This is a genomic window from Agromyces sp. PvR057 (assembly GCF_040547485.1).
In the GTDB taxonomy this organism is placed as follows: Bacteria; Actinomycetota; Actinomycetes; order Actinomycetales; family Microbacteriaceae; genus Agromyces.
In genome coordinates this window covers 1,855,759-1,875,043 of sequence record NZ_JBEPPT010000001.1, presented here as the reverse complement: position 1 = coordinate 1,875,043, position 19,285 = coordinate 1,855,759, and the positions used below count along the sequence as shown (strand labels likewise).

The window sequence follows — 19,285 nt, the reverse complement described above, 5'->3', positions numbered from 1 at the left end:
CTCACCGCGCGCCGTCGTCGCGGTCATGCGTCAGGCGCCAGAGGAGGAATCGGGCTTCTTCGCAGTGCCGTCGGCCGTGTTCGTGCCGGTGCTCGCAGCGTCGTTGCCCGTGGACGTGCCGTCGGCGGCGTCGGCCTTGACGTCGGCGTCAGGGTCGCGCACCTCGGACTTGAGGATCTTCATCGACTGCCCGAGGCTCCGCGCGAGCGCCGGGAGCTTGGGCGCGCCGAAGAGTAGCAGGATGATGACCAGGATGATCAGGAAGTGCCATCCGGTGAGGTTTGCGAACATGCGGCGTCCAATTCTGACGGGGATGTGGAGGTCAGTCTAACGGGTCGGGTCGTGGGCGCTCGCGCTCACGGGACGGATACGTCGTCGTAGCCCTGAAGTCCCGACGCGGCCCACTCTGCCACGACCTGCCGCGCGTCGGCCGGAGCCACGACCGTGACGAGCCCCGGCAGCCCCGCGACGAGACGCTTCAGCCCGTGCACGTGCGCGAGCCGGAGCGTCACCCTGAGGCGCCCGTCGACCTCCTGCGTCGACGAGTCGGCGAGGTAGTCGGCGAGCAGCGGGAGCGCCTCCGCGGCGACGTCGACGACCACGTCGAGGTCGGACGAGGATCCCTGGAAGAGCGTCTCGGGCACGTCGAGGTCGCCGTGGTCGCCCACCGGCAGGTCGAGCACCTCGAGCTCGCTCATGCGGTCGACGCGGAAGTTGCGCACGTCGTCACGCGTGTGGCAGTAGGCCTGCAGGTACCAGTCGGCGTCCTGCGAGACGATGCGCAGCGGGTCGCTGCGACGGCGCCCTGCCTCGCCGCGGGCGTTGAGGTAGTCGAACTCGAGCTGGCGGCCGCCCGTGATCGCACGTCGGATGAGCGCGAGCGAGGCATCTGCTGCAGGCTCGGCGATCGCGAGGCCAGAGGGCGTCGCCGACGCGCCGGCGCGGAGCTTGGCCATGAGCGACGCGAGCGCAGTGCTGTCGGCGTTCTCGGGCAGCGCGGCGAGGTACTGCAGGCCCGCGATGAGCGCCGCCGCCTCGCGCGCCGCGAGACGCGGAGCCTCGTCGATGGCCACGTGGTGGACGATCACGATCTCGTCGTGCTCCTCGAAGGCGTCCCAGTCGATGTCGAAGAGGTCGTTCGACTGGTACGTGCCCGTGTCGCCCGGGAGGCCGGACATCGCGATCAGCCGCACCGCGTCGCGGATCTGGTCGTCGGTGGACCCGAAGTGTGCGGCCGCCTCGGAGACGGTGACCACCTGCTGCTCGATGAGGTACGGCACGAGCGAGAGGAGGAACACGAGTTTGTCGGGTGCGCGCAGCGGCGCTCGTCGCTGGGCCATCAGGCTCCTCCGGTCTTCTGCGCATGCGCGTCGGCGACGAGGCGCAAGCGGTCGCGCACCGCGTCGCGGAGGTCGGCGGGCCCCAGCACGCGCACCTCGGGTCCGTATGCCGCGAGCTCGTCGGCGAACACGGCGACATCTGTGAAGTGCAGGCGGATCACGCCGGCGTCCTCGTCGCCCACGACGGCCCGCTTGCCGAGCCGCACCTCGGCATCGGTGCCCGCCGTGACCGCGAGGTCGGCGACGTTGCTGAGGCGCAGCTCCTCGAGCTCGGCCAGGATGCGGTCCTGCACGCCCTCGGCGGGCGGTGCGAAGGCGGCACCGGCCACGACCTCGACCTCGCCGACGATGCGCGAGAGCAGGAAGGTGCGCAGTCCGTCGGCGTCCACGTCGCGGCCGTGCAGGTGCCAACGGCCCTCGTGCAGGACGACGGCGTACGGATCGACCCGGCGCTCGCGCGGAGCGGTCTCGCCGGGCTTCAGGTACGCGAACCGCACGCGCTGGCGGCGATCGAGTGCGGTTCGCAGGGGCTCGAAGGCGGCGTCGCGCACGCGGAGGCGCGGTGCGTAGCCGATGACCGGTTCGCGCGGCTCGATGCCGAGTCCGCGGATCTTCGTGAGCGCACGCCGCGAGTCCTCGGAGAGCGAGGCGCCGCGCCAGACCTCGCCGGCGAGGGCGAGCAGGGCGAGTTCGTCTGGCGTGAACCGCACCTCGTCCGGCAGGTCGTACTGGCCCTTCGGGATGCGGTACCGCAGGGCCTGGTTGTCGCCGGGGCGATCGGGCGACTCCACGGTCTCGAGCGGGATGCCGAGCTCGCGCACCTCGTCCTTGTCGCGCTCGAACTGCCGCTCGAGGTTCGCGTTGCCGCCGTGCGGGTCGTACCGTTCGGCGTACCCTCGCACGGTCGAGAGGATCTCGGCCTTCAGCAGGCCGGTCTCGGTCGCGAGCAGGGCGAGGACGAGGCTGAACAGGCGGTCTTCGACCGGGATCTTCACGTCTCTTCGCTCGGCGCCGGTCACAGGAGCGATCTTACCCACGCCGAAGGGACCGGTCGCCGGAACGGAGCGAGCCCAGGCGTCAGACCACGCCCAGGATGTCGATGACGAAGAAGAGGGTCGCGTTCGCGGGCACGCCGCCGCTGCTGCCCTGCTCGCCGTAGCCCTCGGACGGCGGGATGATGACGCCGATCTGCGAACCGACCTTCTGGCCGACGATCGCGGACGAGAAGCCAGGGATCACCTGGCCGCCCTCGCCGACGACGAAGGTCGCTGGCGTGCCCTTCTCCCAGCTGGAGTCGAACACGGTGCCCTCGTCCCACAGCACGCCGGTGTAGTTCACGACGACGGTGTCGCCGTCTTCGACGACCTCGCCGGAACCTTCGAGCAGGGTCTCCTGCTGGAGGGACTTCGGCGGGTCGCTCTGCGGGACGGTGATGCCGGGGCGTCCGTCGGGTGCGAGCACCACGGCCGGGAACCCGTCGCGGGTCAGGCGGGGCGTGCCGTCGGCACGGGAGGGGAAGGCCTCACGCACGTCGACCACGAACACGATGCTGTCGCCCGGCTCGACGCCGACCGACGGGTTGCCGTTGGGGCCGAACGCGTCCTTCTCGGGCACGACCACGACGACGCGAGACCCTTCGCGTGCGCAGGTCAGACCCTTCGCGATGCCGGGCATGGTCGCCGAGGCGTTCACGTTCAGCGGCACTGCGTCGTCGTCGCCGAAGCCGGTGACCTGGATCTCGTCACCGGTCGCGCCGTTGTAGACGCCGAGGCCGACGAGTGCCATCTGCCCTTCGGTCAGCAGCGGCCCCGTGCCCTCGATGATCTCGGTGCACTGGGTCTCCTCCGGCGCGAGCGGCGTCGGGAAGGAGACCTTCGGCTCCTCGCCGAACGTGCCGGTCACCTCGACCGTCGCGGACGAGTCTCCGGGGGTCGCGTCGGGTGCGGGCGCCGCGGAGGCGCAGCCCGAGAGGGCGACGGCGACGAGGCCGGCGGTGGCGATGAGCGCGAGTGACGAGCGCACTGATCCTCGATTCATGGTGGGGTCGCGTTGGGGCGGTGAAAGCCTACTCGGCTTCGCCTGATGGTTCGGGCGCGGCGTCGTCGGGGCCCGCGCCTTCGCGCGAGCGCGTGGCCGCGGCATCCGCTGCCCTGACGCGCTTTCGCAGCGCCTTGTCGCTGACGGTGCGCTCGCCGAGGGCGCCCGGCGTCCAGAGCTCGACGTCCTCGTCGCTGAAGTCGGTCTTCGACGGGCGCCGCTTGAGCTCTGGGAGCACGGTGTCGGGTGCGAGGCGGCGCGCGGTGAGCAGGAAGCCCGTGTGGGCGATCATGCGGTGATCGGGGCGCACGGCGAGGCCCTGCACGTGCCAGCCGCGCACCATCGTCTCGGACGACTGCGGCTCGGTGTACTCCCCCGTGGCGCGGATCGCCTCGGCGACGCGCGAGAGCTGGGTGACCGTGGCGATGTAGCAGAGCAGCACGCCGCCCGGCTTGAGCGAGGTCGAGACGGCGCCGAGGCACTCCCACGGCGCGAGCATGTCGAGCACGACGCGGTCGACGGATGCCTCGGGCGCGACGTCGGGCAGCGCCTCGGCGAGGTCTCCGAGCGTGATGGTCCAGTTCTCGGGGTCGGCGCCGTGGAACGTCGCCACGTTGCCGCGCGCGACGCCGGCGAAGTCGTCGCGGCGTTCGAACGAGTGCAGCCACCCCTCGGGGCCGATCGCGCGGAGCAGCCAGAGCGAGAGCGCTCCGGAGCCGACGCCGGCCTCGACGACCGTCGCACCCGGGAAGATGTCGGCCTGCGCGAGGATCTGCGCGGCGTCCTTCGGGTAGACGATGGCGGCACCGCGCGGCATCGACATGACGAAGTCGCTGAGCAGCGGCCGAAGGGCGAGGTACTCGATGCCGACCTGGTTCGCGACGACCGAGCCGTCGGGCAGGCCGATGATCTCGTCGTGGGCGATGAGGCCCTTGTGCGAGTGGAACATCTTGCCCGGCTCGAGCGTGATCGTGTGCATGCGGCCCTTCGGGCCGGTCAGCTGCACGCGGTCGCCGACCTGGAAGGGGCCGCTGCGTTCGCCGCGGGACTCGCTCATGCGCTCGCCTTTCGTGTGTGGACGAGGGCGGCGACATCGGCCACCGTTCGTCCGTCGAGGCTCGACCAGAGCACCGTCGCGGGTGTGTCGTCGAGCGAGAGGATGTTGGGCACGCCGACCGTGATCGCGCCCGATGCCGCAGCCGAGGCGACGCCGGTCGGCGAGTCCTCGAAGGCGACGCAGTCGGCGATGTCGACGCCGAGCTCGGCGGCGGCCACCAGGTAGGGCTCGGGGTGCGGCTTCGCATTCGCCACCGAGTCGCCCGTGACGATCGCGTCGAACGCGTGGAACGGGATCGCCCTGATGACGTCGTCGGCCATCGAGCGCACCGACATCGTCACGAGCGCGGCGGGAACGGATGCCGCTCGCAGGGCTTCGAGCAGTTCGCGGGCGCCCGGCCGCCACGGCAGTCCGAACTCGTCGAGCTGCTCGCGCACGCGGCGGGTGAGCCACGCGACGATCTCGTCGGCATCGAGGTCGACGCCGTGCTCCTGGAAGATGCGGGCGGACTCCCAGAGACCGCTGCCGACGAGTCGCATCGCGTCGTCGTGGGTCCAGGTGCCGCCGTAGGACCCGACCAGTTCCTCTTCGGCCGCCATCCAGTAGGGCTCGGTGTCGACGATCGTGCCGTCCATGTCCCAGAGGACGGCGGCGGGAAGGCGAGTGGTCACAACCGTCAAGTCTACGGGCACGGCCTATTGTGGGAGGTGACCCGGGCGATCCGGGCCGGAGAGCGGGGCACCGAGCGTGAATCAGGCGGCCGGATTCGAGGGCGGCAGACTGCTGGTCGTCGCCTTCGAGGGGTGGAACGACGCGGGCGAGGCGGCGACGGGCGCCGCGAAGCTGCTCTCGGCACGCCTGGGGCTCGTCGAGATCGCCGCCGTCGATCCCGAGCTGTACTTCGACTACCAGTTCACCCGCCCGAGCATCGTGCAGGGCGACGACGGGTCGCGCCGCATCGAGTGGCCCGGGGCCGTGCTGCGCGGGCCGACGGCCCCGACCGCGTCGCTCGTCGCGGCATCCGACGACCTGCTGCCCGTCGACGACGACGAGCGCGTGACCGGCCCCGGTGCGGACACGCTGCACGTGCTGCTCGGCGCCGAACCCGCCCGCAGCTGGAAGAGCTTCGCCGCCGAACTCGTCGATCAGGCGCTCGCCGCCGACATCGAGGGCGTGATCCTGCTCGGCGCGATGCTGGCCGACGCCCCGCACACACGGCCGCTGTCGGTCTTCGCGTCGAGCGAGAACCGCGAGCTGCGCGACCGCCTCGGCCTCGAGCGCTCGACGTACGAGGGGCCGGTCGGCATCCTCAGCGTGCTCGCCGACTTCGCCGAGCGCGCCGGCATCCCCACGATCTCGCTCTGGGCGTCGGTGCCGCACTACGTGCACAACGCGCCCTCCCCCAAGGCGGTGCTCGCCCTGCTCGGCAAGGTCGAGGAGCTCACCGGCCTCAGCATCCCCCGCGGAACCCTCGAGGACGAGGCGAAGACGTGGGAGTCCGGCGTCGACGCGCTCGCTGCCGAAGACGAGGACATGGCCGGCTACATCACGCAGCTCGAGCAGGCGCGCGACGCCGTCGACGCCCCGGAGGCGAGCGGCGAGGCCATCGCGCAGGAGTTCGAGCGCTACCTCCGGCGTCGTGGCGACGGGCCCGACGGTCGCGGCGAGCCGCCTCGCGGCGAGGGGCCGCGCGACGAGCCCTGGCGCCCCCGCGACGCCTGAGCCGGCTCTCGACGCGGGCTCGCGGCATCCGTCGCCGATATTGCACCGATGCGCCACTGACGACGCATGCCGCGGCCGGCGATCGGCCGCGCTCGGTCAGGGCTGGATGACGCCCATGCCGAGCAGCACGAACAGCGTGCCGCCGAGCAGCACCCGGTAGATCACGAACGGCAGGAAGCTGCGCTTCGAGATGTAGCTCATGAAGAACGCGATCACGGCGAGGCCGACGCCGAACGCGACCACCGTGGCCGCGGCCGTCTCGACGAGGCTGTAGACCGACGGCTCGCCGAGGCTCTTGGCGAGCTGGTAGAGCCCGCTGCCGAAGACCGCCGGGATCGCGAGGAGGAACGCGTACCTGGCGGCGGCCGCGCGCTCGTACCCGAGGAACAGTCCGGCGGTGATCGTGCCGCCCGAGCGGGAGACGCCGGGGATGAGCGCGAGCGCCTGCGCGAAGCCGAAGATCACGCCGTGCCCGACCGTGAGGTCGTCGAGCTTGCGGCGCTTGGCACCCGCCCAGTCGGCGAGCCCCAGGATCAGGCCGAACACGACGAGCATGGTCGCGACGATCCAGAGCGAGCGGAACGTGGTCTCGATCTGGTCCTGGAAGAGCAGGCCGAGCACGACGATCGGGAGCGAGCCGATGATGATGAGCCAGCCCATGCGCGCATCGGGGTCGTTGCGCGGCACGCGGCCCGTGAACGAGCCGAACCAGTGCGAGATGATGCGCACGATGTCCCGCCAGAAGAAGACGACGACGGCCGTCTCGGTGCCGAGCTGGGTGATCGCGGTGAACGCGGCCCCGGGGTCTTGGGCTCCGGGCAGGAACTCGCCGAGGATGCGCAGGTGGGCGCTCGAGGAGATGGGGAGGAACTCGGTGAGTCCCTGGACGAATCCGAGGATGAGCGCTTCGATCACGTGGCTGGGCCGCCTTTCCTCTCCGGAGGCCCGGAGCTCGCGTGGACCGTCAGTAGTCGAGGAGGAGGTCGCGCAGGACCTGCCTCCCGAAGACTAGCGCGTCCAGCGGCACCCGCTCGTCGACGCCGTGGAACATCGCCGGGAAGTCGAGCCCCTCCGGCAGCCGCAGCGGGGCGAAGCCGTAGCCCCGGATGCCGAGTCGGCTGAGCGACTTGTTGTCCGTGCCTCCCGAGAGCAGGTACGGGAAGACGGGGGCACCGGGATCGTGCGCGTGGATCGCCGCGTGCACCGCGTCGACGAGTGCGCCGGAGGTCGGCGATTCGAGCCCCACGTCCCGGTGCACGATCTGGATCTCGATGTCCTCGCCCGCGATGCGCGCGATCTCGGCGAGCACCGCGTCCTCCTCGCCGGGCAGCGTGCGGATGTCGACGAGCGCCTCGGCGCGGTCGGGGATCACGTTGTGCTTGTAGCCGGCCTCGAGCCCCGTGGGATTCGAGGTCGTGCGCAGGGTCGCCGTGATGAATCCCGAGGCGGAACCCGTGGCGAGGGCGAGCTCGTCGGGCGAGACCTGTTCGGGGTCGACGCCGAGCACGTTCGCGACCTCGCCCAGGAGTTCGCGCGTCGTGTCGGTGAGCCGCACCGGCCATTCGGTCGAGCCGATGCGGGCGATGGCGCCCGCGAGCTTCGTGATCGCGTTGTCGCGGATGAGTCGCGACCCGTGGGCGGCCCTGCCGTGGGCGACGAGACGCACCCAGAGCAGGGACTTCTCCCCCGTCTGCAGCAGGTACGCGCGCGTGCCGCCGACCGTGATCGAGTACCCGCCGACCTCGCTGATGGCCTCGGTGGCGCCGGCGAAGAGCTCGGGGTGGTCGTCGACGAGCCGGCTCGCGCCCACACCGCCGCCGGCCTCCTCGTCGGCGAAGTACGCGACGACGATCTCGCGCTCGGGCAGGCGGCCGGACCGCAGGATGTCGCCGAGCGCCGTGAGCATCATGGCGTCCATGTCCTTCATGTCGACCGCCCCGCGGCCCCACAGCATGCCGTCGCGGATCTCTCCCGCGAACGGGTCGACGCTCCAGTTGCGGGCGTCGGCCGGCACCACGTCGAGGTGGCCGTGCAGCACGAGCGCGGGCTTGTCTGGGTTGCGGCCGGGCACACGGGCCACGACGCTCGTGCGGCGCGGCTCGGGCTCGAACAGCTGCGGCTCCAGGCCGAGGGACCTCAGGTGCGCCTCGACGTACTCGGCGGCCTCGCGCTCGCCCTTCGCCTTGCCCTCGCCGTAGTTCGAGGTGTCGAACCGGATCAGGTCGCGTGCGATGCGCGCGGTCTCCTCGAGTTCGTGTTCGCCCCCGGGCTCGGTGGTGTCGCGGGGCTCGGGCAGCGGTGCGGATGTCTCGGCCATGCCCTTCACCGTAGCCGCAGGGCTCGATCGAGGCGACGGATGCCGCGACACGACGACTTCTGAATTCCGGAACATTCGGCTGATCGGCGTTTCGTTCCGCCGGAGGGGGCTTCGGGGCCGTCGCGGACGTGGTCGTGGTCGAAGGCGCGCTCAGAAGCGTGATAGTGTTCTATCTCGTTGCCGAGCGAGAGATCGCAAGGCAGACACAAGCGCGGGTGGCGGAAATGGCAGACGCGCTAGCTTGAGGTGCTAGTGCCCTAACGGGCGTGGGGGTTCAAGTCCCCCCTCGCGCACGCTTGTGTCGAGAAGGCCCGGATCGGTTTCGATCCGGGCCTTCTTGCATTTCCGGGTGCGTCTTCGTGTGCGTCCAGGTGCGCGCGATCCGGCCGCGGGGCGGATCGCCTTCGTGTCGTCCGCGGGCATCTCCGGGCGCGGACGTTCGGCGCACCCGACTTGCCACATTCGAACATGTGTTCGAAACTGGAGCGGTGACCATGACCGCTCCCCTCTCCGACGCACCGCCTCGTGCTGCGCGCGTCGAGGAGCTGCAGGCGCGCATCCGCGGCATGCAGGGCACGCGCCTCGACACGAGGGCCGTGCCGACGCATCCGGCCTTCGCCGACGTGCTCCCTGGCGGCACGCTCCGCGAGGGCACGGTCGTGCAGGTCGAGGGATCGATGACCCTCCTCATGGCGCTGCTCGCCGGGTCGAGCGCCGACGGACGCTGGGCCGCGATCATCGGCATGCCCGAGTTCGGCATCGAGGCCGCCGCGAGATTCGGCATCGAGCTCGACCGGCTCGCGCTCGTGCCCGATCCGGGCGACCAGTGGCTCGCGGTCGCCGCGGCGCTCGCCGACGTGATCCCGATCGTCGCCGTGCGTCCGGGCGGGCGGGTCTCCCCCGCCGAGGCGAGTCGCCTGCAGGCCAGGCTCCGCCAGCGGGGCGCCACGCTGCTCGTGGCCGGGGCGTGGCCCGGCAGCGACGCCCGACTCGGGCTCGAGGCGAGCGAGTGGCACGGCATCGAGCGCGGGCACGGGCATCTCCTCGACCGCGAGGTCGTCGTGAACGTGGCCGGCCGGGGCGAATTCGTGCGTCGCGCCGGCTCCCGCATGCACCTGCCGGGGCGGTCGTTGGAGTTCGCCCCGGTGCTGACGGCGCCGGTGCTGCCGGTCCCGGCGCCCGCGGCGCAGACGAGCCCAGGACTCACCGCGACGTCGGGGCGCGTGGCGTCGCTGCGCGCGATCCCTCCGCTCGGGCTCGTCGGCGAACCACGCCGGAGGGCCGGATGAACGCCGAACCCGGTCGCACGATCGTGCTGTGGTGCCCCGACTGGCCGATCCGCGCCGTCTGCACGGACCTCGGACTCGACGAGGGCGAGCCGATCGCGCTCATCGAACGCGGGCTCGTGTTCGCCTCCTCGGCCGCGGCGCGCGCGTTCGGGGTCGTGCGCGGGCTGAAGCTCCGCGAGGCGCAGCTGCGCTGCCCGCACCTCGCGGTGCGCGACTACGACGTCGAACTCGACGTGCGCAGGTTCGAGCCCGTCGTGCGCCAGGTCGAGCAGGCCGTTCCCGGGGTGCAGGTCGTGCGGCCGGGCACCCTCGCGATGCGGGCCCGCGGGCCGGCCCGGTACTACGGCAGCGAGGGGGCCGCGGCATCCGCGCTGCTCGCGACCCTCGTCGGGCTCGGCATCCCGGGCGCACGGGTCGGCATCGCCGACGGGCCGTTCGCGGCCGAGCAGGCGGCACGGGCGGCTGGGGCGGCGCAGGCCGCGGGCGGCGCGGAGGGTGATGCCGGTGCGGCGAGCACGGCGGGCGGCGACGGGGTCGAGATCGTCGAGCCGGGGGCATCCGCCGCCTTCATCGCGCCGCTGCCCGTCGGGCTCGTGACCGACCAGCGCACGACGACCCTGCTGAACCGGCTCGGCGTGCGCACGCTCGGCGAGTTCGCCGCGCTGCCCGACGTCGACGTGCGCCGCCGGTTCGGCGCGGCGGGCGCCTTCGCCCACGATCGGGCCGCGGGCCGCGAGCAGGCCCGCGTGCTCGCGCGCACTCCCCCGCCCGAGTTCGAGGTCGAGCAGCACTTCGAGCCGCCGCTCGACCGCATCGACCAGCTCGCATTCGCCTTCCGCGTGGGGGCGGAGGGGTTCATCCAGCGCATGCGCGACGTGCGGCTCGTGTGCACCGGCCTGCGCATCGAGATCGACGACGAGCGCGGCGGACGCTCGAGCCGCAGCTGGCTGCATCCGCGCTGGTTCACGCCGGCCGACGTCATCGACCGGGTGCGCTGGCAGCTGCAGGGCGCCGGCATGGCCGATGCGGGCCTCGCCTCGCCGATCGTGCGGCTGCGCGTCATCCCCGAGCGCATCGACTCCACGGGCAACCACGAAGAGGGGCTCTGGGGCGGGGGGCCCGACGAGCGCGTGCACCACGGGCTCACGCGCGTGCAGAGCATGCTCGGCCACGACGCCGTCGTGACCGCATCGGTCGGCGGCGGCCGCATGCTCGCCGACCGGCAGGTGCTCGTGCCGTGGGGCGACCGCCCGCCCGAGCGCGCGAACGACGCGCCGTGGCCGGGCAGCCTGCCGACGCTCGCTCCCGCGAGCGTGTTCCGGGAACGCCGGCCCGTCGCGCTGCTCGATGCGCGAGGGGCGGAGGTCGCGATCGATGCCCGCGGGGTGATCTCCGCGGTGCCCGAGCGGTTCGCCGTCGGTGACGCGATCGGCGGGGCCGCAGACGCGGCAGGCGCGCCGCGCCGCGCCGACGGGTTCGGGGCCACGCCCGTGCGCGCCTGGGCGGGCCCGTGGCCCGTCGTCGAGCGCTGGTGGGACCCTGCCGCCGCCAAGCGCGTGCACCGCTTCCAGATCGTCGACGACGACGGCTGCGCCTGGCTGCTCGTGCGCGACGGCGACGGCTGGTGGGCCGAAGCGAGGTACGACTGATGGGCGGCGGCTGATGGGCTGGAACAACCCGGGCATCCCGTGGTCGGAGCTCGAGCGCAAGCTCTCGGATCGGCAGCGACCCGGAGCCCCGAAGCTCATCGCCGACGGCGGCGACGGGCCGGCGTTCAGTCGCAAGCGGCATCCGTACCGTCCATCCGAAGGACTCGAGGCGCCGAGCGGGCCGGTCGTGCCGTATGCCGAGCTGCACGCGCACTCGACGTACAGCTTCCTCGATGGCGCCTCCTCGCCGGAGCATCTCGTCGAGGAGGCGCACCGACTCGGCCTCACGGGTCTCGCGCTCACCGACCACGACGGCTTCTACGGCGTCGTGCGCTTCGCCGAGGCCGCCGAGAGCTTCCCCGGGCTCGAGACGGTGTTCGGCGCGGAGCTCTCGCTCGGGCTCTCCGAACCGCAGATGGGGGCAGCCGACCCGGAGGGCGAGCACCTGCTCGTGCTCGCCAGGCAGCAGGAGGGCTACCACCGCCTCGCGAGCGCGATCACCGAGGGGCAGCTCGCGGGCGGCGAGAAGGGGCGACCGGTGTACTCGCTCGAGGCGCTCGCCGAGCATTCCGCCGACGAATGGATCATCCCCACCGGATGCCGCAAGGGCATGGTTCGTCGCGCGCTCGCGAGCGGTGGTGCGGATGCCGCGTGGCGCGAGCTCGACCGGCTGGTCGCCCTCTTCGGGCGCGACCACGTCGTCGTCGAGCTGTTCGATCACGGGCATCCGCTCGACCAGCAGAACAACGACCTGCTCGCCGGGCTCGCCGAACGCGCCCGGTTGCCGCTGCTCGCGACGAACGCCGTGCACTACGCCACGCCGGGCGAGCATCGGCTCGCGTCGGCGCTCGCCGCGGTGCGCGCCAGGCGCAGCCTCGACGAGCTCGACGGGTGGCTGCCGGCATCCGACGGCCTCCACCTGCGCTCGGGCGCCGAGATGGCCGAGCGGTTCGCCCGCTACCCCGGTGCGGTCGCGCGGTCGGCGACGCTCGCGGCCGAGCTCGGGTTCACGCTGCGGAGCGCCAGGCCCCGCCTGCCGAAGCAGGAGGTGCCAGAAGGGCACACGCCCATGAGCTGGCTGCGCGAGCTCGTGTGGGCCGGCGCCGAGCGGCGGTATCCCGGCATGCCCGAGCATGTGCGCGAGCGCCTCGCGCGCGAGCTCGACGTCATCGAGCTGAAGGACTTCCCCGGCTACTTCCTCATCGTGCACGACCTCGTGCGCGAGGCCCGCAGCCGCGGCATCCTGTGCCAGGGCCGCGGATCGGCGGCCAACTCGGCGGTCTGCTTCGTGCTGGACATCACCGCGGTCGACTCGATCTTCTACGACCTGCCGTTCGAGCGCTTCCTCTCGGCGCTGCGCGACGAGGAGCCCGACATCGACGTGGACTTCGACTCCGACCGGCGCGAGGAGATCATCCAGTACGTCTACGAGAAGTACGGGCGCATGAACGCCGCCCAGGTCGCGAACGTCATCAGCTACCGCCCCAAGGCCGCGGTGCGCGACATGGCCAAGGCGCTCGGCTTCTCGACCGGGCAGCAGGACGCCTGGACCCGCCAGGTCGAGCGCTGGGGTGCCGTGGTGAACACCGACGACCACGACATCCCTGCCCCGGTCGTCGAGCTCGCCGAGCAGTTGCTGACCTTCCCGCGCCACCTCGGCATCCATTCGGGCGGCATGGTGCTCACCGATCGCCCCGTCGGCGAGGTGTGCCCCATCGAGCACGCCCGCAAGGAGCACCGCACGGTGCTGCAGTGGGACAAGGACGACTGCGCCTGGATGGGCCTCGTGAAGTTCGACCTGCTCGGCCTCGGCATGCTCGCCGCGCTGCAGTACACGTTCGACCTCGTGCGCGAGCACACCGGCGAGACGTGGGAGCTCGCGACGATCCCCAAAGAGGAGGCGGCGGTCTACGACATGCTCTGTCGCGCCGATTCGATCGGCGTGTTCCAGGTCGAGTCCCGCGCGCAGATGGGCACGCTCCCCCGGTTGCAGCCCCGTCGCTTCTACGACCTCGTCGTCGAGATCGCGCTCATCCGCCCCGGGCCGGTGCAGGGCGGAGCGGTGCACCCCTACATCCGTCGCCGTACGGGCGAGGAGAAGGTCAGCTACCTGCATCCCAAGCTCGAACCCGTGCTCGAGCGAACGCTCGGGGTGCCGCTCTTCCAGGAGCAGCTCATGCAGATGGCGGTCGCGGTCGGCAACTGCAGCGCGGCCGACGCCGACCTGCTCCGCCGCGCCATGGGCTCCAAGCGCGGCGTCGAGAAGATCGACCGGCTGCGCGCGAAGCTCTACGCCGGCATGGCCGAGAACGGCATCGACCTCGAGGTCGCCGATTCCATCTACGCCAAGATCGAGGCGTTCGCGAACTTCGGCTTCGCCGAGAGCCATGCGCTGAGCTTCGGCCTGCTCGTCTACGCGAGCTCGTGGCTGAAGCTGCATCACCCCGCTGCGTTCCTCGCGGCGCTCCTGCGAGCCCAGCCCATGGGCTTCTACTCGCCGCAGACCCTCACGGCCGACGCCCGTCGGCACGGCGTCGAGGTTCGCCGGCCCGACATCCTGCGGTCGGGAGCGCATGCGGGGCTCGAGCCGCTGCGGGGCGACGCGGGTGCGTCAGGGGCTCCGGTCGCGGTCGAGGACGACGGATGTCGCGAGCCGACCGGCATGCCCTCCTGCGCCGATGCCGTGCAGCCGCCCGTCGGCAAGTTCGTGCGCGAGGCACCGGATCGCTCGGCGGAGCACCGCCGCGACGGCGCGTTCGCGGTGCGCCTCGGCCTCGCCGACGTCTCGTCGATCGGCCTCGAGGTCGCCGAGCGCATCGTCGCCGAGCGGGAGGCGAGAGGCCCGTACCGGGACATGGCGGATGTCTCGCGCCGGGCCGGCCTCTCGACCGAGCAGCTCGAGGCGCTCGCCGCAGCGGGCGCGTTCGCGGGCTTCCTGCTCGGGCGCCGCCAGGCGCTCTGGCTCGCCGGCGAGGCCGCGCAGGACCGAGAGGAGTTCCTCGAGGGCTCGGTCGTCGTGGTGCAGCCGCCGCTGCTGCCGATCCTCTCCCCCGCCGAGCAGGTCGTGTACGACCTGTGGGCCACGGGCATCTCGCCCGACGACCACCCCATGCGGCATGTGCGCGAACGCCTCGACGAACGCGGGGTGGTGCGCGTCGACCGGCTCGTCGAGGCCGAGAACGGACGCCGCATCGAGGTCGCGGGGGTCGTGACGCACCGCCAACGGCCGGCGACCGCGAGCGGCATCACGTTCATGAACCTCGAAGACGAATCGGGCACGGTCAACGTGATCGCCGGGGTCGGCGTCTGGCAGCGCTACCGCAGGGTCGCGAGGGAGGCTCCGGCGATGATCGTGCGCGGCATGCTCGAGCGGTCCGACCAGGGCGTCGTGAACCTCGTCGCCGACCGGTTCGAACGGCTCACCGTGTCGGCGCCCTTGCGTTCCCGCGACTTCCGTTAGCCTCATCCGGTGCCGACCTCGACCCATGCCCAGAACGGACCGGACCGCTACGGCGACGACGTGCTCGCCGGCGACTGGAAGGCGCGCGGACGACGCGTGATCCCCACCGTCGAAGCCGAGCGCGACCTCGTCGTCGAACTCGCCGCCGACGGGTACTGCGGTGCCGTGGTCGCCGTGAACGCGCAGCACGTGACCCTCGAGGATCGCTTCGGCAAGACCCGGATGTTCCCGCTGGGGCACGGGTTCCTCGTCGACGGCGAGGCCGTGCAGCTCGTTCGACCCAAGCCGAAGGCACCCACGGGGCGGTTGCGCACCGCATCCGGCTCGTTCGTGGTCGAGAACGCGCCGGCGAAGGTCGCACTGCCGAGCCGCATCTTCGTCGAGGGCCGGCACGACGCCGAGCTCGTCGAGAAGGTGTGGGGCGCCGACCTCCGCATCGAGGGCGTCGTCGTCGAATACCTCGAGGGCGTCGACGTGCTCGCCCGGCAGCTCGACGACTTCGAGCCGGGGCCGGGACGTCGCGCCGGGATCCTCGTCGACCACCTCGTGCCGGGCTCGAAGGAGCAGCGCATCGCCGACGCCGTCAGGCGCGGACCGCACGGCGCGAACGTCCTCGTCGTCGGGCACCCGTACATCGACGTGTGGCAGGCCGTGAAGCCCGCCCGCATCGGGCGCGAGGCGTGGCCGGTCATCCCGCGCGGCACCGAATGGAAGCACGGCGTGTGCGAGGCCTTCGGCTGGCCGCACGCCGAGCAGGCCGACATCGCCAGGGCCTGGCAGCGGATCCTCGGGCAGGTTCGCGCTTACGGCGACCTCGAACCCGCGCTGCTCGCCCGCGTCGAGGAGCTCATCGACTTCGTCACGGCGCCGGCCTGAGACATCCGCCCGCCCGAGGCGCCGCTCGCCCGAGGCGCCGCTCGCCCGAGGCGCCGCCGGGCTCGGACGACCGCCAGCCCTGCCGAACAGAACGTCAGACCGAGAAGCCGCCGTCGCTGTGCACGAGCTGCCCCGTCACCCAGCGCCCCTCCTCCGAGGCGAGGAACCGCACGAGTCGCGCGGCGTCCTCCGGGGTGCCGAGCCGGCCGCTCGGCTGGTGTGCGAGGAGCATGCGGCTCCTAGGAGATCGACGTGCCGAACGCAAGGCCCAGCACGTAGGTGACGGCGGCGGCGCCGAGGCCGATCGCGAGCTGGCGCACGGCGCGCTTGAAGGGCGACGCACCCGACAGGAGGCCCACGGTCGCGCCGGTCGCGAGCAGGGCGATGCTCACGAGCACCGTCGCCGTGATGATGGCGGCGGGGCCGGTCATGCCGAAGAGGTACGGCAGCACCGGGATGAGCGCACCGGAGGCGAAGAAGCAGAAGCTCGAGAGCGCGGCGGCGAGTCCCGTTCCGACGGCTTCGTCGTCGTGCTCGACGACCGACAGCGCGTCGGTCGGCGTGTGGGCATCCTCGACCGCCTGCACTCGGGCGACGACGAGAGCGGCGTGCTCGACCGCTTCCTGCTCCTGCATGCCGCGGGCGCGGTACACCAGCGCGAGCTCGTTCGCGTCGACGTCGAGATGGGGCAGCGCCTCGCGTGCGGTCGGGTCGGGGGCGGATGCCTCGAGCAGCTCGCGCTGCGACCGCACCGAGACGTACTCGCCGGCGCCCATCGAGAGCGCACCGGCGAGGAGGCCGGCGATGCCCGTGAAGAGGACGACGCCCGGTGCGACGCCCGTCGCGCCGATGCCCAGCACGAGCGCGAGGTTCGAGACGAGGCCGTCGTTCGCGCCGAACACCGCTGCACGGAAGGTGCCGGCGAGGCGGCGGCGACCACGGGAGGCGAGGCCGCGCACGACCTCGCCGTGGATGCGCTCGTCGGCCGCCATCGCGGGCGTCGCGTCGGGGTCGGTCGCGTACGGCGAGCGGGCCTCGGCGCGCTGAGCGAGCGCGAGCACGAAGATGGAACCGAAGCGACGGGCCAGCGAGGCGAGGAGGCGGGTGCGCAGGTCGGCGCGAGGGACACCGGCGTCGTCGCCGCCGAGCAGTGCGAGCCAGTGCGCCTCGTGCCGGCCCTCTGCGGCGGCCAGGGCGAGCAGGATCGCGCGCTCCTCGCCCTCGCGGCGGGCGGCGAGCTCCCGGTAGACCGCGCCCTCGGCGCGCTCTGCGGCGAGGTAGCGCCGCCATCGGGTGCGGTCGGAGGCCGAGCCGTGCGGCGTCTGGTCGGTCATGCGGGGCTCCTCGTCGTCACGTGCGCGCGGGAGGCTCGACGGCGCCGGGTCCCGCGCCATCGCACGGCCGCGTCGCGGCCGTCGTTCACGCTATCGGGAGGTCGCGTGCGATCGGCGTGATTCCGCGCGATTGACAGCATTTCGGAGCGCCGAACGGCGCCGGGTGAGCGGCGTCGACCGATCGTTCAGCCGACGAGCTTGTTCCAGCCGTCCCCGTCGACGTGCTCGAAGATGAGGTTCGTCTCGGTGTGCGCGACGGCGGGGTGGCCCGTCAGGTGCGCGAGCACGAACTCGCGCAGCTCTTCGGCGTCTCGAGCGGCGACGTGCAGCAGGTAGTCCTCGGCGCCGGCCATGTGGTAGACCGACAGCACGCCCGGGAGGTGCGGCACCTGCTGGCGGAACGCGTCGATCTCGGCCCGGTCGTGCTTGACGAGCCGGATCGCGATGAGGGCCTGCAGCGAGACGCCGAGCGACGCCAGGTCGACCTCGACCCGGTAGCCGCGCACGGTGCCGAGGCTCTGCAGCCGGCGCAGGCGCAGCGACACGGTCGACTCGGCGACGCCGACCTCGGCCGCGAGGGCGGCTCCGGACGCACGTGCGTTCGTCGACAGGGCCTGGAGCAGTGCGCGATCGACGCGATCGAGTTCGGGCTTCTCGGCCATGGGCGGTGCCTCCATCGGGTCGGGTTGCCGGACCGCTCGCAGAGCGATCCATTCCCGAATCATACGAGGCCTCGCGCCGACGCCCGCCCACATGACGGCCGGACGACGGGGCGACCGGTCATGCGGCCGTCGGCGGTGCGGCCCCTTCGACGCGCTCGGCCTTCGGATTCCGGATGCCGAGCCACGACACCAGGCCGCCGATCACGAGCATCACGGCGACCGCCGCGGCCGTGCGGCGGTACCCCGCGACATCCAGCTGCGATCCGGCGATGACGCTGATGCTCGCGATCGCCACGAGACCGGCGATGCGCGCGACCGCGTTGTTCACGGCCGAACCGATGCCGGCGTGCACCGGGTCGACCGCTCCGAGGATCGTCGCGGTCAGCGGCGCCACGGTCATCGCCATTCCGAGCCCGATCACGAGGATGCCGGGCAGGAACTGCCACCAGTACACGAGCTCGGCCCGCACTGCGAGGGTCAGCAGGTATCCGACGCCCACGATGATCGGCCCGGCGGTCATGAAGACGCGCGGCCCCACGCGGCTCGCCAGCTCGCCGAACCGCGACCCGAGGAGCACGAGCATGATCGTCGGCGGGAGGGTCGCGAGGCCGGCCATCGTGGCGCTGAACCCGCCGGACTGCTGCAGGAAGATCGTCATCGCGAACGGACCGAGCGAGAACGCGGCGTAGACGAACACGGTCGCCAGGTTGCCTGCGGCGAAGTTGCGACGGCTGAAGAGCTCGAGCGGCAGCATCGGATGCGGGGAGCGGCGCTCCTGCAGCACGAACAGCACGAGCGCGACGAATCCCACCACGAGCGGCACGGCCACCACCGGTGACGTCCAGCCGTGGCGACCCTGCTCGATGAGCGCGAACACGGTGCCGCCGAGGCCGACGACGCCGAGCCCGGCTCCGAGCCAGTCGATGTGCGCGGGTTCGGTGCGGGGCGCGTCGTGCCCGAGCCGGCGGGCCAGGAGCAGGGCGACCGCGATCGGCAGGATGTTGATCCAGAACACGAGGCGCCACGACGCGAGGTCGACGAGCACCCCGCCGAGGAGCGGACCAACGAGGAAGGCCGCGGTCGTCCACGCGGTCCAGCGGCCGATCGCCCTGCCCTGCTCGGACGGAGCGAACGTCGCGATGATGAGCGCGAGCGAGCTCGGCACGAGCAGCGCGCCAGCGGCGCCCTGCAGCGCGCGGGCGATGACGAGGAACTCCCCCGTCGGCGCGATCGCGCAGAGCACGGATGTCGCGCCGAAGCCCCAGAGCCCGATGCGGATGATCCGCAGTCGTCCGAACGAGTCCGAGAGCGAGCCGGCGAGCAGGATCAGCGATCCGAGTGTCAGCAGGTAGGCGTCGACGGCCCACTGCTGCAGGGCGAGACCGCCGCCGAGCTCATCGGCGATCGACGGCAGTGCGACGTTGATGACGGCGCCGTCGAGGAACGCGATGAACGAGACGATGATCGCGACCGTGAGCACGCGCGTGGTGCGGTCCATGTCCGCCATGCTGGCAGACGGCGGCCCGTGCACCTATCCCCCGC

The 19,285-nt window shown here is 72.2% G+C and carries 17 protein-coding genes and 1 tRNA gene; 6 read left to right on the top strand and 12 right to left on the bottom strand.

Translation table 11 applies throughout. The annotated features are described in order from the left end of the window. Positions 1–30 precede the first annotated feature (30 nt). The 6 genes from tatA to ABIC29_RS08505 all read right to left on the bottom strand — a co-directional run bounded on the left by tatA (position 31) and on the right by ABIC29_RS08505 (position 5,105). Positions 31–291 carry a twin-arginine translocase TatA/TatE family subunit gene (tatA, locus tag ABIC29_RS08530; protein ID WP_116081720.1) on the bottom strand — a complete coding sequence of 87 codons (261 nt, stop codon included), beginning with the start codon at positions 289–291 and terminating at the stop codon, positions 31–33. Between the two features lie 65 nt (positions 292–356). Further along, the gene (locus tag ABIC29_RS08525; protein WP_116081719.1) at positions 357–1,340 is read right to left on the bottom strand and encodes a helix-turn-helix transcriptional regulator; all 984 of its coding nucleotides are present in this window, start codon (positions 1,338–1,340) and stop codon (positions 357–359) included. After that, entirely contained in the window at positions 1,340–2,359 is a 1,020-nt protein-coding gene (locus tag ABIC29_RS08520; RefSeq protein WP_354244297.1) for a helix-turn-helix transcriptional regulator, read from the bottom strand. Before ABIC29_RS08520 ends, ABIC29_RS08525 begins: the two co-directional genes overlap by 1 nt. A gap of 58 nt (positions 2,360–2,417) precedes the next feature. Beyond that, on the bottom strand, positions 2,418–3,362 hold the full coding sequence (locus ABIC29_RS08515; protein ID WP_116081717.1) for an FKBP-type peptidyl-prolyl cis-trans isomerase: 945 nt from the start codon (positions 3,360–3,362) through the stop codon (positions 2,418–2,420). Between the two features lie 43 nt (positions 3,363–3,405). After that, positions 3,406–4,434 carry a tRNA (adenine-N1)-methyltransferase gene (locus ABIC29_RS08510; RefSeq protein WP_116081716.1) on the bottom strand — a complete coding sequence of 343 codons (1,029 nt, stop codon included), beginning with the start codon at positions 4,432–4,434 and terminating at the stop codon, positions 3,406–3,408. Then, a complete protein-coding gene (locus ABIC29_RS08505) occupies positions 4,431–5,105 on the bottom strand; it encodes an HAD family hydrolase (RefSeq protein ID WP_116081715.1) in 675 nt (224 codons plus the stop codon). Before ABIC29_RS08505 ends, ABIC29_RS08510 begins: the two co-directional genes overlap by 4 nt. A gap of 76 nt (positions 5,106–5,181) precedes the next feature. On the opposite strand from ABIC29_RS08505, the gene ABIC29_RS08500 reads away from it, so the two are divergent. Beyond that, on the top strand, positions 5,182–6,156 hold the full coding sequence (locus tag ABIC29_RS08500) for a PAC2 family protein (protein WP_354244292.1): 975 nt from the start codon (positions 5,182–5,184) through the stop codon (positions 6,154–6,156). Positions 6,157–6,252: 96 nt separating this feature from the next. Here ABIC29_RS08500 and ABIC29_RS08495 read toward each other — a convergent pair whose 3' ends face one another. Both ABIC29_RS08495 and ABIC29_RS08490 read right to left on the bottom strand, forming a co-directional pair. Then, entirely contained in the window at positions 6,253–7,071 is an 819-nt protein-coding gene (locus ABIC29_RS08495) for an undecaprenyl-diphosphate phosphatase (RefSeq protein WP_116081714.1), read from the bottom strand. Between the two features lie 49 nt (positions 7,072–7,120). After that, positions 7,121–8,473: a M20/M25/M40 family metallo-hydrolase gene (locus ABIC29_RS08490; RefSeq protein ID WP_116081713.1), complete on the bottom strand. Its 1,353-nt coding sequence runs from the start codon at positions 8,471–8,473 to the stop codon at positions 7,121–7,123. Between the two features lie 209 nt (positions 8,474–8,682). On the opposite strand from ABIC29_RS08490, the gene ABIC29_RS08485 reads away from it, so the two are divergent. From ABIC29_RS08485 to ABIC29_RS08465, 5 genes are all read left to right on the top strand, one after another. Beyond that, positions 8,683–8,766, top strand: a tRNA-Leu gene (locus tag ABIC29_RS08485). Between the two features lie 201 nt (positions 8,767–8,967). Continuing rightward, positions 8,968–9,762, top strand: coding sequence for a DnaE2-dependent mutagenesis accessory factor ImuA' (gene imuA', locus ABIC29_RS08480; protein ID WP_116081712.1), 795 nt, complete (start codon positions 8,968–8,970; stop codon positions 9,760–9,762). Then, a complete protein-coding gene (locus tag ABIC29_RS08475; RefSeq protein WP_116081711.1) occupies positions 9,759–11,411 on the top strand; it encodes a DNA polymerase Y family protein in 1,653 nt (550 codons plus the stop codon). The genes imuA' and ABIC29_RS08475 overlap by 4 nt, the downstream gene beginning before the upstream one ends. Before the next feature lie 13 nt (positions 11,412–11,424). Then, positions 11,425–14,871 carry an error-prone DNA polymerase gene (locus ABIC29_RS08470; protein WP_354244286.1) on the top strand — a complete coding sequence of 1,149 codons (3,447 nt, stop codon included), beginning with the start codon at positions 11,425–11,427 and terminating at the stop codon, positions 14,869–14,871. A 9-nt stretch (positions 14,872–14,880) separates the two neighbouring features. Then, positions 14,881–15,747 (top strand): DUF3097 domain-containing protein, encoded by an 867-nt coding sequence (locus ABIC29_RS08465; RefSeq protein WP_354244283.1) that lies wholly within the window; start codon positions 14,881–14,883, stop codon positions 15,745–15,747. A 94-nt stretch (positions 15,748–15,841) separates the two neighbouring features. Here the strand turns inward: ABIC29_RS08465 and ABIC29_RS08460 are convergent, their stop codons facing one another. From ABIC29_RS08460 to ABIC29_RS08445, 4 genes are all read right to left on the bottom strand, one after another. Next, a complete protein-coding gene (locus ABIC29_RS08460) occupies positions 15,842–15,979 on the bottom strand; it encodes an SDR family oxidoreductase (RefSeq protein WP_354244280.1) in 138 nt (45 codons plus the stop codon). 7 nt (positions 15,980–15,986) lie between these two features. Then, a complete protein-coding gene (locus ABIC29_RS08455) occupies positions 15,987–17,081 on the bottom strand; it encodes a VIT1/CCC1 transporter family protein (RefSeq protein ID WP_354244277.1) in 1,095 nt (364 codons plus the stop codon). 185 nt (positions 17,082–17,266) lie between these two features. Further along, positions 17,267–17,743, bottom strand: a complete 477-nt coding sequence (locus ABIC29_RS08450) for an Lrp/AsnC family transcriptional regulator (RefSeq protein ID WP_055857799.1) — start codon at positions 17,741–17,743, stop codon at positions 17,267–17,269. A gap of 118 nt (positions 17,744–17,861) precedes the next feature. After that, positions 17,862–19,241 (bottom strand): MFS transporter, encoded by a 1,380-nt coding sequence (locus ABIC29_RS08445; protein WP_354244274.1) that lies wholly within the window; start codon positions 19,239–19,241, stop codon positions 17,862–17,864. Positions 19,242–19,285 lie beyond the last annotated feature (44 nt).